This is a genomic window from Streptomyces antioxidans (genome assembly GCF_000968685.2).
Lineage (GTDB): Bacteria > Actinomycetota > Actinomycetes > Streptomycetales > Streptomycetaceae > Streptomyces > Streptomyces antioxidans.
The window spans coordinates 24,890-37,901 of the sequence record NZ_LAKD02000049.1 but is presented as its reverse complement, the minus strand read 5'-3'; the positions used below and the strand labels follow the sequence as shown (position 1 = coordinate 37,901).

The 13,012-nt window shown below is 71.2% G+C and carries 10 protein-coding genes and 1 pseudogene; 6 read left to right on the top strand and 5 right to left on the bottom strand.

Annotated features, from left to right (window positions below):
* Positions 1–11 precede the first annotated feature (11 nt).
* Complete coding sequence (locus VT50_RS19570) at positions 12–845, bottom strand: hydrolase (protein ID WP_046088926.1); 834 nt, start codon at positions 843–845, stop codon at positions 12–14.
* Positions 846–1,013: 168 nt separating this feature from the next.
* Positions 1,014–2,180: an ArsR/SmtB family transcription factor gene (locus VT50_RS19565; RefSeq protein WP_046088947.1), complete on the bottom strand. Its 1,167-nt coding sequence runs from the start codon at positions 2,178–2,180 to the stop codon at positions 1,014–1,016.
* Between the two features lie 113 nt (positions 2,181–2,293).
* Here VT50_RS19565 and VT50_RS19560 point away from each other — a divergent pair, with 113 nt between their 5' ends.
* The 3 genes from VT50_RS19560 to VT50_RS19550 are packed head-to-tail and all read left to right on the top strand — an operon-like array spanning position 2,294 to position 5,465.
* Positions 2,294–3,307 carry a Bug family tripartite tricarboxylate transporter substrate binding protein gene (locus tag VT50_RS19560; RefSeq protein WP_046088925.1) on the top strand — a complete coding sequence of 338 codons (1,014 nt, stop codon included), beginning with the start codon at positions 2,294–2,296 and terminating at the stop codon, positions 3,305–3,307.
* Positions 3,304–3,948, top strand: coding sequence for a tripartite tricarboxylate transporter TctB family protein (locus VT50_RS19555; protein WP_240529224.1), 645 nt, complete (start codon positions 3,304–3,306; stop codon positions 3,946–3,948). The genes VT50_RS19560 and VT50_RS19555 overlap by 4 nt, the downstream gene beginning before the upstream one ends.
* A gap of 2 nt (positions 3,949–3,950) precedes the next feature.
* Positions 3,951–5,465 (top strand): tripartite tricarboxylate transporter permease, encoded by a 1,515-nt coding sequence (locus VT50_RS19550; RefSeq protein ID WP_046088924.1) that lies wholly within the window; start codon positions 3,951–3,953, stop codon positions 5,463–5,465.
* A gap of 150 nt (positions 5,466–5,615) precedes the next feature.
* Here the strand turns inward: VT50_RS19550 and VT50_RS19545 are convergent, their stop codons facing one another.
* The gene (locus tag VT50_RS19545; RefSeq protein WP_046088923.1) at positions 5,616–6,257 is read right to left on the bottom strand and encodes a superoxide dismutase; all 642 of its coding nucleotides are present in this window, start codon (positions 6,255–6,257) and stop codon (positions 5,616–5,618) included.
* Positions 6,258–6,606: 349 nt separating this feature from the next.
* Between VT50_RS19545 and VT50_RS19540 the strand changes: the two are divergent.
* Positions 6,607–7,017: pseudogene (locus VT50_RS19540) on the top strand (tetratricopeptide repeat protein); the annotation flags it as partial.
* A gap of 4 nt (positions 7,018–7,021) precedes the next feature.
* Here VT50_RS19540 and VT50_RS19535 read toward each other — a convergent pair.
* Entirely contained in the window at positions 7,022–8,443 is a 1,422-nt protein-coding gene (locus tag VT50_RS19535; protein WP_046088921.1) for an amino acid permease, read from the bottom strand.
* A gap of 253 nt (positions 8,444–8,696) precedes the next feature.
* On the opposite strand from VT50_RS19535, the gene VT50_RS19530 reads away from it, so the two are divergent.
* Positions 8,697–9,290 carry a biotin transporter BioY gene (locus VT50_RS19530; RefSeq protein WP_046088920.1) on the top strand — a complete coding sequence of 198 codons (594 nt, stop codon included), beginning with the start codon at positions 8,697–8,699 and terminating at the stop codon, positions 9,288–9,290.
* Between the two features lie 111 nt (positions 9,291–9,401).
* Here the strand turns inward: VT50_RS19530 and VT50_RS19525 are convergent, their stop codons facing one another.
* Complete coding sequence (locus VT50_RS19525) at positions 9,402–10,037, bottom strand: mycothiol-dependent nitroreductase Rv2466c family protein (protein WP_046088919.1); 636 nt, start codon at positions 10,035–10,037, stop codon at positions 9,402–9,404.
* Between the two features lie 170 nt (positions 10,038–10,207).
* Between VT50_RS19525 and pepN the strand changes: the two genes are divergently transcribed.
* A complete protein-coding gene (pepN, locus tag VT50_RS19520) occupies positions 10,208–12,826 on the top strand; it encodes an aminopeptidase N (RefSeq protein WP_046088918.1) in 2,619 nt (872 codons plus the stop codon).
* The last annotated feature ends 186 nt before the right edge of the window (positions 12,827–13,012 follow it).

Below are 13,012 nucleotides of genomic sequence, written 5' to 3'. Positions count from 1 at the left end.
GGCCCAGATGCTCAGACGACGCGCGGAAGGACCCGCTCCGCGAAGCGCCGTACCGCGTCAAGCACCCCCATCCCCCGGTGTCCCACGCCGGGCACGATGTCGAGGGTGACGTCGATGCCCAGCTCGGTGTAGTTGTCCCGCAGCGCGGTGATGCGCTCCACGCGGGTGCGCCCGACGGCGTCGGCGCCGTCCATCCAGTTGGAGTCGCCGGGATTGTTGATCTCCCAGGTCTCGGTGTCCTCCGCCCCGACCACCATGTGCACGGGCACCTTACGGATGTCCTCCAGCCGCAGCGGTGCCCCGAAGCGCTGCTCGAACCCCTTCGTGCCCAGCCACCACTCGCGGTCCGGGTCGATCAGCGTGACCCGGCCGGGCGCGCCGATGGACACCCCGCTGAGCCGGTCGGGGTGCAGATACAGGAAGCGGTGCGCGAACTGCCCGCCGCCCGAGAAGCCCTGCAGCAGAAAGCGCCCGGTGTCGATGTGGAACCGCTCCCCCGCCTCGTCCACGATCGCGAGCAGCTGCTCGTCGTAGCGGATGCCGCGGTACTCGATGAACTTGAAGTTGTGCAGGTCCTCCGGGTCGTCGATGCCCGCGGGGAACATCGGGGTGAGCACGACACAGCCGTGCCGCTCGGAGAACTCGGCCATCGCGTCCCGGTATTGGGACGCGGTGCGCCCGGTGCCGTGCTGGATCACCATGAGCGGCAGTGGGGTGTCGGTGGTCTCGTGGACGGACGGGATGTGCAGACCGTACGAGAACCGCTGGTCGTGCCGGGAGGCGAACCAGGTGGTGGAGCCGGTGCGGTAGAACGCCTTGGTGGTCTTGACGCGGGGGGTGGTCACGTATCGCTTCCTTCTGCCGTCGCGGGTGTCGCAACGATCCGCAACGGTCGGCGCGCGCTCAAGATGATTGCCGCCTGAGCGTCAATGCCTCCGCCGATCCTGATCCCGGCGGTGCGGAGGACCTTCTCGGCGGTGCCGAGGACTTGGGCAGCGGTGCAGCCGACTTTCTCAGCGGTGCAGCGCGGAGAGCAGGTCGACACCGAGATTGCGCACCGCCGCCTCGTCCAGCTGGTAGTGCACCCGCGCCCCCTCCCGGTGGGTGTGCACCATTCCGGCCTCCCGCAGCTTGCGCAGGTGCCGTGACATCTGCGGCGGCGTCATCTCGAACTGGGTGGCCAGCTCCGTCGTCGTCATCGACTGCCGCAGCAGCGCCCGGCACATCCGGATGCGCAGCGGCTCGTCCAGCGCCCGCAGCCCGCGCACCACCACGTCCAGGGCGGTCGGCTCCGCGCCCGCCCCGTCCCGCACCGGGTACTGCACCACCACCGGGAAGCCGGGATAGTGCTTGATCGCGAGATGTGGGTTGATGTGCAGCGACGGCACCAGCAGACAGGGGTGGTCGGCGAGACTGGCCCGTGCGTTGTAGAGCTTGTCGAACACCACCCGGGGCGGGTCCTGCTCCATGCGGGCGGTGGGGAACCCGGCCAGCACCGCCGGCCCGTAGCGGGAGTGCTCATGGGAGCGGACCCGGGCGTCGGCCTCCAGGATGGGGCGCAGCCGCGTCCACTCCGCCTCGAAGACCTCCTCAGCCACGGCGGACAGGAAGGCGAGGAGGGCGTCGCGGAATCCGGAGGGGTCGGCGAGCAGCCGCAGCCCCAGGGCGAACCGGCGCTCGGAGAGCTGCCGCAGCCGGGCCAGGAAGCGCTCCGGCGTACGGCCGCCGCGCCGGGAACCGGGGCCCGGGCCATGACCGGAGCCGTGGTCTGAGGCGGGCACCGGGCCGTGGCCGGAGCCGTTGCCGGACCCCGGATCGGGTCCGGAGCCCGGGCCGTGGCCGTTCTTGCCGACGAGCGCCTGCTCGGTCATGGTCGTGAACGTCTCCTCGTCCAGCCGCGCGACCTGCGCCAGCTCCTCCTCCAGGTCACGCTCCGGGCCCGGTGTGAGGGGCAGCAGATAGCGGGCGCGGAAGGCGCCCCACAGCGGCGCCCACCCACCGGCCCGCTCCAGCAGCCGCTCGTCCGCGCCCTCCAGGACCGCACCCGCCCAGCGCCTGCTGGCCGGATGGTGGCGCGGCCCGTCCAGCGCGTGCAGACAGGCGCACAGCTCGGCGAGCGGGGACAGACGGGTGCTGATGCGCTGCTCAGGGGCGGGCCCCAGCTCGATCACGACGGGCATCCGGGCAGCGTCGGCCATTGACGCCTTCGAGTCAATCGTCTTGTGAGGGCCGCCGGGGGAGGCGCAAGCTCCAGCCCACTTCGGCTTCCCCTCCTCCGCCTGGAGCGTCCCCCATGCCTCCTCTCCTCAGGAACGGCCCCCGTCTGGCAGTGGTGGTCGCGCTCGTGGCCACGGTGAGCAGTGCGTGCACCGTCGGTTCGCTGGACGACCCGGGCGCCGTCGCCGACTATCCGTCCCGGGGGCTGTCGGTCCTCGCTCCCGGGAGCGTCGGCGGCGGCTGGGACGCGCGGGCGCGGGGCATGGGTTCCGCGCTCACCAGCTGCGGGGTCATCGACGAGGACGTCACGGTCACCAACGCCCCGGGCGCGGGCGGCACCATCGGGCTGGCCCGGATGGCGGGGCGGGAGGGCGATCCGTACCAGCTGATGACCATGGACACGGTGACCATGATCGGCGGCGCCATCCAGAACCACTCCCCCGTCAAGCTGTCCGAGCTCACCCCCGTGGCGGGGCTCACGGTCAGCACCTCCGCGATCGTGGTGCCCGCCCGCTCCCCCTTCCACGATCTGCGCTCGGTGCTGGCCGCCATGCGCAACGACCCCAAGCGGACGTCCTGGGTGGGCGGTTCGCTGGGCGGCCCGGACCACATCACGGTGGCCGGGCTCGCCAAGGCCGAGGGCATCCCGGCGCGCAAGGTCACGTATGTGCCCACCGGTGGCGGCGGAGAAGTACTCAACCTGCTGCTGAGCGGGGCCTCGAAGGTCGGCCTCTCCACGCTGACGGAGGTCCGGCCGCAGATCGAGGCCGGGAAGCTGCGGGTCCTCGCGGTCAGCGGCGACAAGGCTCCCGAGGGCATCGACGCTCCCACCCTCGGCGCGCTCGGCTACGAGGACGAGTCCGTGGAGAGCGTCGGTGGGGTCATGGCCCCGCCCGGGCTGAGCGATGACGAACAGCGCGCGATCGTGAGGGTGGTGGACCGGATGCGCCGGACTTCGTGCTGGAAGCGGGCGTTGCGGCAGAACGACTGGAAGGACGTGTGGGTGCCGGGGAAGAAGTACGGCGCCCTGATCGACAGGCAGCAGCGCCAGGTCGGCCAGGCGCTCACATCCGTGGGACTCGGCTCATGAGCGCGCGGGACGAGGCGGTGAACGCACAGGACGACGCGGTGAACGCACAGGACGACGCGGTGAACGCGCGGGACGAGGCGCTGGGCGCGACGCCGGAGGCCGCGGCGAACCCCCCGGAGGGCGGCGCGGTGAACCAGGCGACGGACGGCGCGGCCCCGCCCGACGAGCGCCCCTGGAGCCCCCGGATCGCCGCGCTGCTCTTCCTCGCGGCGGGCCTGGCCGTGCTGGCCTGGGCCTTCGCCATCCCCGAGGGGACCATCGACCAGGACGTGGGCCCCCGGGCGTTCCCCCTGCTGGTCGGCGCGGGGCTGTGCGCCGCGGCTTCGGTCGCCGTCGTCCAGGCGTTCCGCGGCAGCGATCCGGCGCTGACCGAGCAGGCGCGCGAGGAGGCCCGGCTGACCGAGTGGCGTCCGGTGGCGGCCCTGTTGGCGCTGCTGGTCTGCTATCTGTTCGCGCTCGCCCCCTGCGGCTACTGGCAGTCGACCGCCGTGCTCTTCGCGCTGGTCGCGCGGGTGCTCGGCAGCCGCCGGATCCTCCGTGACGCCCTGATCGGCCTGGTGCTCGCGCTGGCCGTGTACTTCCTCTTCGACCGTCTGCTGGGCATCCATCTGCCGCCCGGCATCGTCCGATTGGCGTTCTGACCATGGATGTCCTCAACGACCTCATGGGCGGTTTCGGCAGCGCGTTCAGCCCCCTGCACCTGCTACTGGCGTTCGCGGGCTGCACGCTGGGCTCGCTGGTCGGCGTGTTGCCCGGCCTGGGCCCCGCCACCACGGTGGCGCTGCTGCTCCCGCTCACCTTCGTCTTCGACCCCACCGGCGCGCTGGTGCTCTTCGCGGGCATCTACTACGGCGGGATGTACGGCGGCTCCACCACGGCCATCCTGCTGAACGTGCCCGGGGAGACGGCGTCGGTCCCCACCACCCTGGAGGGCCATCCGATGGCCCGCTCCGGGCGCGCCGGGGCCGCGCTCGCCACGGCCGCCATCGGCTCGTTCGTGGCGGGCACGATCTCCACCGTGGGGATCACCTTCGCCGGTCCGGCCATGGCGCGGATCGCGGAGAAGATCCAGCCCGCGGAGTACTTCGCGGTGATGGTCCTCGCCTTCGCCACGGTCACCGCGGTCGTGGCCGACGCCCCGGCGCGCGGGCTGTGCAGCCTCTTCCTGGGCCTGGCCATCGGGCTCGTCGGCATCGACAGCCTCACCGGCCAGGCGCGCTACACCTTCGGGGTGCCGGAGCTCTACGACGGCGTCCAGATCGTGGCCGTCGCCGTCGGCCTCTTCGCGATCGGAGAAGCGCTCTACACCGCGGCCCGGCTGCGGCGGGCGCCCGAGGAACAGATGCTCCCGGTGGGCGGCAGGATCGGGATGAGCCCCGAGGACTGGCGGCGGTCCTGGAAGCCGTGGCTGCGGGGTACGGCGATCGGGCTGCCGATCGGCGCCCTGCCCGCGGGCGGCGCGGAGATCCCCACGTTCCTCAGCTACAACGTGGAGAAGCGGCTGTCCCGGCACAAGAAGCAGTTCGGCAAGGGCGCCATCGAGGGTGTGGCCGGTCCCGAGGCGGCCAACAACGCCGCGTTCTCCGGGGTGCTGATGCCGCTGCTGACGCTGGGCATCCCCACGTCGGCGACGGCCGGGGTGTTGCTGATCGCGTTCCAGATGTACGACGTGCAGCCGGGCCCGCAGCTGTTCGCGACCCAGTCGGCGCTGGTGTGGACGCTGATCGCCAGCCTCTACATCGGCAATGTGATGCTGCTCGTGCTGAACCTGCCGCTGATCCCGCTGTGGGTGAAGCTCCTCCGGCTGCCCCGCCCGCTGCTCACCGCGGGCATCCTGGTCTTCGCCGCCCTGGGGGTGTACGCCCTCTCCCAGAACGCGGTCGACCTCGGCATCGCGGTGCTCTTCGGCCTCCTGGGCTTCGGCATGCGCCGCACCGGCTATCCCGTGGCCCCACTGATCCTGGGCGCCGTACTGGGCCCGATGGCGGAGACCCAGTTCCGCCGCGCGATGGCCTTCAGCGAGGGCGACTGGACGATCTTCTTCACCCGCCCGCTCTCCGCCGCGATCCTGTGCCTGTCCCTGATCGCCCTGCTCGGCCCGATGGCCGCCCGCACCCTGCGCCGCCCACGAGCCCGCGAGCCGGAGCCGACCGGCTGACCGGCCGACCGCCACCCGTCGGATGAAACGGCGGGGCCCCCGCGCGAGTCGACCGCGCGGGGGCCCCTTTTCCGCCTGCCCGGTGTTCGGTGAGAAGACGATCACGCAAGCAGGGGGTCTGGTGGGCGCCCCGGATTACGGAGTCACGGGTTACGGGGCCAGCAGCAGGTTGTGGGCGCGCTCCTTGGCGGCCGTGTAACGGCGGGCCACGTCCTGCCAGTTGACGACCTTCCACATGGCCTCGATGAAGTCCACCTTCTGGTTCTTGTACTGCAGGTAGAAGGCGTGCTCCCAGGCGTCGAAGACCAGGATCGGCACCGAGCCCTGCCCCACGTTCCCCTGGTGGTCGTAGACCTGCTCGACCACCAGCCGCCCGCTGACCGGCTCATACGCCAGCACGCCCCAGCCCGAGCCCTGGGTGGTGGCGGCGGCCTTGGACAGCTGGGCCTTGAAACCCGCGAAGGAGCCGAAGTGCTCGCTGATGGCGTCGGCCAGCTCCCCGACACCGTCCCGCTCCAGCGGCTCGCCGCCGCCGTCGCCGGTCATGTTGTGCCAGTAGATGCTGTGCAGGATGTGGCCGGACAGATGGAAGGCCAGGTTCTTCTCGAGCCCGTTGATCGAGCCCCACTGATCCTTGTCCCGCGCCTCCGCGAGCTGCTCCATCGTGTCGTTCGCGCCCTTGACGTACGCGGCGTGGTGCTTGTCGTGGTGCAGCTCGATGATCTCGGGGCTGATGACCGGGGCCAGCTCCGAGTAGTCATACGGAAGTTCAGGAAGTGTGTAGATGGCCATGCGAAGCCCTTCGGACCGCTCTTATTGCAATTAACTTGCAAGTACACGCTAGCAGCAAGAGCGATTTCCGCCACCGTGCACAGGCCGTACGGGTCGCGCACAGGCCGTACGGGTGCCGTACGCCGCGCCTCGCTCACCGGGAGTGGCCTGATCCGATCCCTGCGTGAGGGGAACGGCGGCGAGAAGTTCGAGGCGGAGCTGGCCGCCGAGTGGCAGGGCCGGATGCGCCGACTGCTGCTGGCCCAGCCAGAGGTGGCGGACGAACTGCGCCGGGTCCTGGACGAGTTGAGCCCCCGGCTCCCCGATCAGCGCCCCGCCGCCGGTGAGCTCCGTATGACGGCCGAGGCACCACCACTACGGGGCCGGAGCGGAATCCCTCCTCGCGCCGCAATCGGTCGGCGCCCGGCCGCCCCAGGGCGCGACGGTCCCCGACTCCGTACGCGTACCGCTCGGCCTGGGCGGCTGCGGAGAGACGGCCGTGGCGCACGCCCTCTTCACGGAGGCCGTGAGCGCGCGTGGCCGCGTCGGGCTCTGGGTGAACGCCTCGGAGCTGATCTCCCTGCGCGCGGGCATGCTCGCGGTGGCGGGCGACCGCGGCGCGACCACCGGGGAGCTGGCTGCCGCGGCCAGCGGTCAGCGCGCCGCGGCCGACCTGGTCTGGCACTACCTGGACCACTCCGCGCAGCGCTGGCTGCTGGTCCTGGACAACGCTGACGACCCGACGGTCCTGGAGGAGGGCGGCTGGCCGCGCACCAGCCCGCTCGTCAGTGCCGCTCCGCGGCCATCCGCTGGCGCGCGAGACCAACGGCCGCGAGGGTGATCGCCATCGCCGCCGTGGCGTACAGCTGGCTGCGGGTGTCGGCCTCGCGCAGCATCAGCAGCAGCACCCCCACCGTGGCGGCCAGCGCGACCCAGGTCAGATACGGGAAGAGCCACATCTTCACCACAAGCTTCTCCGGGGCCTCCCGCTGCAGGCGGCTCCGCATCCGGAGCTGGGCCACGGCGATGAAGCCCCAGACCACCAGCACCGCCGCGCCGACCATGTTGAGCAGCCACTTGAAGATGGTGTCCGGCCACCAGTAGCTGAGCAGCACCGCGACGAAACCGAAGAAGGAGGAGGCGAGCACAGTGAGGCGGGGCACGCCGCCGGTGACCCGGCCCAGGAAGGCGGGGCCCTCGCCGCGGGTGACCAGGGAGTAGGACATCCGGGAGGCGCCGTAGATGTTGGCGTTCATCGCGGAGAGGAGCGCGATCAGCACGATCACGTTCATGATGTCGCCTGCCGCGGGGATGTCGAGGTGGTTGAGCACGGCCACGTACGGGCCGCTCTCGACCACGGACTCGTCGTTCCACGGAATGAGCGTGACCACGACCAGCATCGAGCCGACGTAGAAGAGGGCGATGCGCCACATCGCGGTGCGGACCGCGCCCGCCACGCTCTTGACCGGGTTCTCGGACTCGGCCGCCGCGATCGTCACGGTCTCCAGGCCGCCGTACGCGAAGACGGACGCCAGCAGGCCGACGACCAGGCCGTTCACCCCGTTGGGCAGGAAGCCACCGTCACCGTTGAGGTGGGAGCCGCCCGGGGCGTCGGTGCCCGGCAGGACGCCGAGGATCGCGAGTACGCCCAGGGCGAGGAAGATCGTGATCGCGGCGATCTTCAGCGCGGCGAACCAGAACTCGAACTCGCCGAAGTTGCTGACCGCCGCGAGGTTCGTGCCGCAGAACATCGCCATGAAGAGGGCGACCCACATCCAGGACTCGCTGCCCGGGAACCACTGGACCATGATCCCGGCCGCGCCGATCGCCTCCGCGGCGATGCCCACGCACAGCAGGATCCAGAACATCCAGCCCACCGTGAACCCGGCCCACGGCCCGATCGCCCGCTCGGCGTGGACGGAGAACGAGCCGGAGGCCGGGTTGGCCGCCGACATCTCGCCGAGCATCCGCATCACGAGCATCACCAGCAGCCCGGACAGCGCGTAGGCCACCACGATCGACGGACCGGCGGCGGCGATTCCGGCGCCGGAGCCGACGAACAGCCCCGCGCCGATCACGCCGCCGAGGGCGATCATCGACAGATGGCGCTGCTTGAGTCCGTGGGAGAGCGGCGGCGTCGCGGTCGCGCCCGTGCCGGTCGCCTCGGCGGTGCCGGATGGCGCCGAGGACGCGGGTGTCCGGTTCATGCTTGTTCTCTGTCCCTTACGAGCGCCGGTGACGGATGCAAAACGTCCCTAGTGTGAAGGGCGTGTCCTATGGGGACAACATCGCGGACAATCTTGTCTGGATATCGGACACCGCTGTCACGCTCCGTACCGGGGACATCTGCCAGAAGCCGCCAATCCGATGCGTCCGGCTTTGTGGTCATCCGACGGTGTCCGCGGCCCCCACGCTGGGTTAGCGTCGCGGTATCCACCCTCTGACCTGGGAGCATCGCTGATGAGCACGGTTTCTGCCGCCGCCACACCCGGTACGGTCCTCGCGGACGCGGTCTTTCCCGCCCGGCGCGTCCTGGCCCGTGACACCGCGCTGGTCATCGGGGGCGCCGTGCTCACCGGCCTCGCGGCCCAGCTCTCGGTGCCCGTCCCCGGCTCGCCGGTGCCGGTGACCGGCCAGACCTTCGCCGCCCTGCTGGTGGGCACCTCGCTGGGCGCCCGGCGCGGCTTTCTGTCGCTCGCGCTGTACACCCTGGTCGGCATGGCGGGCGTGCCGTGGTTCGCGGAGGGCAGCTCCGGCGCCGCCATGCCGTCGTTCGGCTATGTGCTTGGCATGCTGCTGGCGGCGACCGTGGTGGGCGCGCTCGCCCGGCGCGGCGGCGACCGCGGGGTGCTGCGCACCGCGGGCACCATGGCGGTCGGCTCGGCGGTCACCTACGCCGTGGGCGTTCCGTACCTCGCCGTGGCCACCCATATCTCCCTCGGTGAGGCGATCGCGGCCGGGCTCACCCCGTTCCTGATCGGTGACGCCCTTAAGGCCGCCTTGGCGATGGGCGCGCTCCCGGCCGCCTGGAAGCTGGTCGGCCGCCGCGGCTGAGCGGACGGAAGCAGGCCGGGAACGGAACAGGGCCCCCGCGCGGTCGACTCGCGCGGGGGCCCTGCCGTCGCCCCGGGCCCCTGCCCCGGCGGCGGCGGTAGAGATCGGTCGTCAGTCGAAGATCGGGCCGACCGTGCGGGTCCGCTTGATCTCGTAGAAGCCAGGGATCGAGGCGACCATCAGGGTGCCGTCCCAGAGCTTGGCGGCGTCCTCGCCCTTGGGGGCCGGGGTGACCACCGGGCCGAAGAAGGCGATCTGCTCGCCGTCCGAGCCCGGGACGGCGATGACCGGGGTGCCCACGTCCTGGCCGACCAGGTCGATGCCCTCCTTGTGGGAGGCGCGCAGCTCGGTGTCGTACGCGTCGGAGTCGGCGAAGTCGGCGAGCTCGGCGGGGAGACCGGCCTCCTCGAGGGCGGCCACGATCGTCTCGCGGTTCTTCTCCAGGCCCTGGTTGTGGAAGCGGGTGCCGAGAGCGGTGTAGAGGGGGCCGAGGACCTCGCTGCCGTGCTTCTGCTCGGCGGCGATGCAGACCCGGACCGGGCCCCAGGCGGTCTTCAGCAGCTCGCGGTACTCCTCGGGCAGCTCATCCAGCTTGGGCTCGTTGAGCACGGCCAGGCTCATGACGTGCCAACGCACCTCGACCGGGCGCACCTTCTCCACCTCGAGCATCCAGCGGGAGGTCATCCAGGCCCAGGGACACAGCGGATCGAACCAGAAATCAGCAGGAGTCTTGGCAGTCTCGGTCACGGTTTCTCCTCGTGCGGGCGCGTAGGTATCACAAACGAATAGAGAGCTGGCTTCTCGCGGCAACGCGCAGGGGAGGTGTCTCATTCCCCGATGCCGGGTGTCGGTGCCCCGTGACATGATTCCCGCTGTCCGATATCCGAGATGGAAGACACTGGCGAGGGAGCCGCGTCGTGCCCGGTGAGAACCTGACCCGTGACGAGGCCCGTGAGCGGGCGAAGCTGCTGACCGTCGAGGGTTATGAGGTGGCGCTCGATCTGCGGTCCGCGGTGGGTTCGCACACCGGGCCCGGACCGCGCACCTTCCGCTCCACGACGACGATCCGCTTCCGCTGCGCCGAGCCGGGCGCCGCGACCTTCGCGGATCTGCTGGCGCCCTCGGTGACCGCGGTGCGGCTCAACGGGCGGGAGCTGGACCCGACGGCGGTCTTCGACGGCTCCCGGATCGCGCTGGAAGCCCTCGCCGTGGAGAACGAGCTGGTGGTGGACGCGCAGTGCGCGTACAGCCGCACCGGCGAGGGGCTGCACCGCTTTGTGGACCCGGAGGACGGCGAGGTCTACCTCTACACCCAGTACGAGCCGGCCGACGCCCGCCGGGTCTTCGCCAACTTCGAACAGCCCGACCTCAAGGCCCCGTTCACCCTCTCGGTGACCGCCCCCGCGGGCTGGACGGCGCTGAGCAACGGGGCGGTGGACCGGGTGGAGCCGTCCGGCGCCGATGACACCGCCGCGACCAGCCACTTCCTGACCACCCGGCCCATCTCGACGTACATCACGGCGGTGGTCGCCGGTCCGTACCACTACGTGAGCGACCTCTACCGCCGCACCCTGCCGGACGGCTCGGCGCTGGAGATCCCGCTGGGCGCGCTGTGCCGCAAGGGGCTGGCCAAGCACTTCGACGCGGACGACATCTTCACCGTCACCAAGCAGGGCCTGGACTTCTTCCACGACCACTTCGACTATCCGTACCCGTTCGGCAAGTACGACCAGGCGTTCGTGCCGGAGTACAACATCGGCGCGATGGAGAACCCGGGGTGTGTGACCTTCCGGGAGGAGTTCATCTTCCGCGGCAAGGTCACCCAGGCGTCGTACGAGCACCGGGCGAACGTCATCCTGCACGAGATGGCCCATATGTGGTTCGGCGACCTGGTGACCATGGAGTGGTGGGACGACCTGTGGCTCAAGGAGTCGTTCGCCGACTTCATGGGGGCCTTCTCGCTGGTCGGGGCGACCCGCTTCACCGACGGCTGGATCACCTTCGCCAACCGCCGCAAGGCATGGGCGTACCGCGCCGACCAGCTGCCGTCCACCCATCCGATCACGGCCGACATCCGTGACCTGGAGGACGCCAAGCTCAACTTCGACGGGATCACCTACGCCAAGGGCGCGTCCGTGCTCAAGCAGCTGGTGGCCTACGTCGGGCAGGACGCCTTCCTGGAGGGCGCGCGGCGCTACTTCAAGCGGCACGCGTACGGCAACACCCGGCTGTCCGATCTGCTGTCGGTGCTCGGCGAGACCTCGGGCCGTGACATGGCCACCTGGTCGCGCGCCTGGCTGGAGACCGCGGGGGTGAACGCGCTGACCCCGCACGCCACCTATGACGCCGAGGGGCACATCACCGAGCTGGCGGTGGTCCAGGAGGCCGCCGAGAGCCACCCCACCCTGCGGCCGCACCGGGTGGCCGTCGGGCTGTACCGCAAGGAGGCCCCGGCCGGGGAGCGCCCCGGGGCGCTGGTGCGCTACGCCCGTGCCGAGGCGGACGTCGACGGCCCCCGTACGGTGATCCCCGAGCTGGCCGGTGCCTCCCGGCCCGATCTGATCCTGGTCAACGACGACGACCTCACCTACTGCAAGATCCGCTTCGACGAGGGCTCGCTGGACACCCTGCGCGAGCACCTGGGCGAGCTGACCGACCCCCTCGCCCGCGCCCTGAGCTGGTCCGCGCTGTGGAACCTCACCCGTGACGCGCTGCTGCCCGCCCGCGACTATCTGGAGCTGGTGCGCCGGTTCGCCGGGGCCGAGAGCGACATCGGGGTGCTGCAGATGGTCCAGGCGTGGGCGCTGTCCGCCCTGCACCACTACTCGGCGCCGGACGCCCGCGAGGAGGCCGCCGCCCGGCTGGCCGAGGGCGCGCTGAGCGAGCTGCGGCTGGCCGAGCCGGGCAGCGGGCACCAGCTGGCCTGGGCGCGGTTCTTCGCACAGGTCGCCTTCGCAGACTCCGAGCTGCGGCTGCTGCGCGGGCTGCTGGACGGCACGGCCCGGATCGACGGGCTGGATGTGGACCAGGAGCTGCGCTGGACGTTCCTGGCCGCGCTGGCCTCGGGCGGCCAGGCGGACGAGGCGCTGATCGCCGCCGAGCTGGCCCGCGACGACACCGCCTCCGGCAAGCGCCACCAGGTGCGGTGCCTGGCCGCCCGGCCCTCCGCCGCGGTCAAGGCCGAGGCGTGGGAGGCGGTGGTGGACTCCGACCGGCTCTCCAACGCCCTGGTGGAGGCCACCATCTCCGGTTTCGACCAGCCGGGCCAGCGGGATCTGCTGGCGCCTTACGCACCGCGCTACTTCGAGGTGCTCGAACGGGTCTGGCAGGAGCGGTCGATCGAGATCGGGATGGCGATCGTGCGCGGGCTGTTCCCTGCAGTCCAGGGCGACACCCCCACCCTGGACGCGACCGACGCCTGGCTGGACGCCCACCCGGACGCGGCCCCCGCGCTGCGCCGACTGGTCCTGGAGGCCCGCGACGACCTCGCCCGCGCCCTGCGCGGCCAGGACTGCGACGCGAGGGCGGCCGGCTGACGCGAACGACGACCGAAGCGGGAGCTCCCGCGAGGGCGGCGGGAAGCTCCCGCGGGAGATGCGGAGAGCTCTCCTCCGGGGGCGGCGGGGAGCTCTTTCGGCATTCGAACTGCCGTACTTTAGTACGGTGTTGTCCGCTTTTGTCGACGACTGTGTAACAGCGGTTAGCGGGTGGAGCGGGCGCGG